This window comes from Mesorhizobium sp. M2C.T.Ca.TU.002.02.1.1 (genome assembly GCF_003997225.1).
On sequence record NZ_RZTO01001118.1, the window covers coordinates 1 to 1,563 of the forward strand.

General features: G+C 61.2%; 1 protein-coding gene. It reads left to right on the forward strand.

Going from position 1 to position 1,563, the window contains the following annotated elements; all coding sequences use genetic code 11:
* Positions 1–523: 523 nt before the first annotated feature.
* The gene (locus EOD07_RS33915; RefSeq protein ID WP_040980094.1) at positions 524–1,480 is read left to right on the forward strand and encodes an AraC family transcriptional regulator; all 957 of its coding nucleotides are present in this window, start codon (positions 524–526) and stop codon (positions 1,478–1,480) included.
* Positions 1,481–1,563 lie beyond the last annotated feature (83 nt).

A 1,563-nucleotide genomic window follows, 5' to 3' on the forward strand; every position in this document is an offset into this window, starting at 1 on the left:
GCCGAATAGCTTCCGCCGCTGATATGGTCGGCGAGCCGCGTGATGGTTGCGCGGTTCTGCTCGATCAAGCGCTTCATCGCGACGTCCTCGCGTCGCGAGCCGTCGCGCTTCGATATGATCTCGACCATTGCTCCTCCCAGAGTCACTTGGTCAAAAAGCCGTCTGCAACCGCCCCCTTTTTCAAACCGTATCGCAGAACCACCTTTCGTGCCAGTAAACTAACATACGACATCCGACACCGGTGCGGGTGGTAGCCCCATGCCGCATCACGACGCGCGCACAACTCCAGCGTGGTCCGTCAAGAAGCCTGGTTGGGCGCCGAGCGGTCTGCGAACACTCTGAAGATCGTGGCCAACATGAGCCACAACAGATGCCTCAGCCACGCGATAGCCGGACATTAGCGCTCGGTGGCTCGCTCACCATCTGGGCCCGGAACGGAGCCAGGGTTGGAAACGAGGGCGACAAGTAGAACCGATGCACAATTGCGATAAGATGTTTCACCGTTTCCGGTTTTCGAGGTCAAATGTCTGAAGTGGACTGGCTTAGCCATCTCTTGCAAATCATCACCGTCAGCGGCCAGCTCGAGGTTCGCTGCGCCTATGGTGCGCCGTGGCGTGTCGCCTGGGGCCGAGCGGCGGCGAACGAGATCCCCTATCACGTCATAGTCAAGGGCCGGGCCGTTCTCGAGGATCCGGAGTCGAAAACGGTGCGGGAGCTGGTGAGCGGAGATATCGTGCTGCTCCCCCACGGTGCGCCGCATGTGCTGCACGACGGCAGCGGGCAAACACCAATCCGGACGCACGAAAGCGTGGGCTCTGCCGGATGGATGCTGAGCGAGAACGACAGCCAGGGCGAGCAACTGGATCTGTTGTGTGGGCGATTTTTCGTCGCGCCGCCCCATGATCGGCTGATCCGCAGCTACCTGCCCACAAATCTGGTGGCGCGGGCAACGGACGGCCATGCGGAAGAAGGCATCGGGTCCGCTTCCAACCAACTTGCCGGTCTTGTCGGGCTGATGCGAATGGAGTCAGCCGGCGACCGAGCCGGAGGACGCGCCATTCTCAACGCGCTTTCGTCGGCCCTGTTCACATTGGTCCTGCGCGCGGCGAGCCAATCGGGAAAGGCCCCGGAGGGCTTGTTGGCCTTGGCCGGCCATCCGCGCCTTGCTCCGGCCATGGCCGCGATGTTCGCCAATCCGGCACGACCTTGGAAACTGCCCGAACTGGCCGATTTGTGCGGCATGTCACGCGCCACGTTCATGCGCCAGTTTCAGGACAAGTTGGGTCGCTCCGCCCTCGACTTCGTGACCGATCTGCGCATGAGCCTGGCCGCCAACGAGCTCAGGAAACCGGCGATCAGCACGGAAGCTGTGGCCGAGACCGTTGGGTATCAATCCGTTTCGGCCTTCCGGCATGTCTTCGCGGAAAGGATGGGAATGACGCCGGGTGAGTGGCGGCAACTGGCGCGCAAGGGCGAGTAAGCCGCGCGGTCCAGGATTCAGGAGGACGTAGTTTGATCCTTTTGCGCATCATATTGAGATAATTCAGTCTCGAAATTATCATT